The 429-nt window shown below is 56.2% G+C and carries 1 pseudogene; it reads right to left on the bottom strand.

Annotation, left to right across the window (positions count from 1 at the left end):
* Positions 1-429 (bottom strand): annotated as a pseudogene (locus HMPREF2975_RS07560) (restriction endonuclease); the annotation flags it as partial.

Here is a 429-nt window from a genome sequence, read left to right as displayed (position 1 = left end):
GCTCTGGTGAACTAGCGGATTCTTCTCGCGCATCTAAATCAGCTGCAACCTGTTCTTCATTGAACTCCAGGAACTCTTCAACGTCCATATCTTCCCCTGGGACTGGGGACGTTGGGGCGGGTTTGCTTGGCTGGTTCGTGCCAGTGAAGTCGAAAGCGACTTGATCGGCTGCGCGGAAGTCACGCTTGGAGAATCCGGCACTGTTGAGCCCCGCAACGATCTGATTGAGCGTGGTCCCGAAATCGTTCGAGGAGGTCAACACGTAACTCATGTTCAACAACGTGTTCGGCTGCTTCCTGGCGTGGGGTTGGCGCAAAACACGGCCAAGGATCTGCTCAACATCGACCTGGCTGGTCTTGTTCGCCAACGACGCCAGAATGTAGGCGAAGGGGCAGTCCCAGCCCTCCTTCAACGCGTTCACGGTGATGA

Source organism: Actinomyces sp. HMSC065F12 (assembly GCF_001814535.1).
GTDB lineage: Bacteria > Actinomycetota > Actinomycetes > Actinomycetales > Actinomycetaceae > Pauljensenia > Pauljensenia radingae_A.
This window is presented reverse-complemented; position numbering and strand designations above follow the sequence as displayed.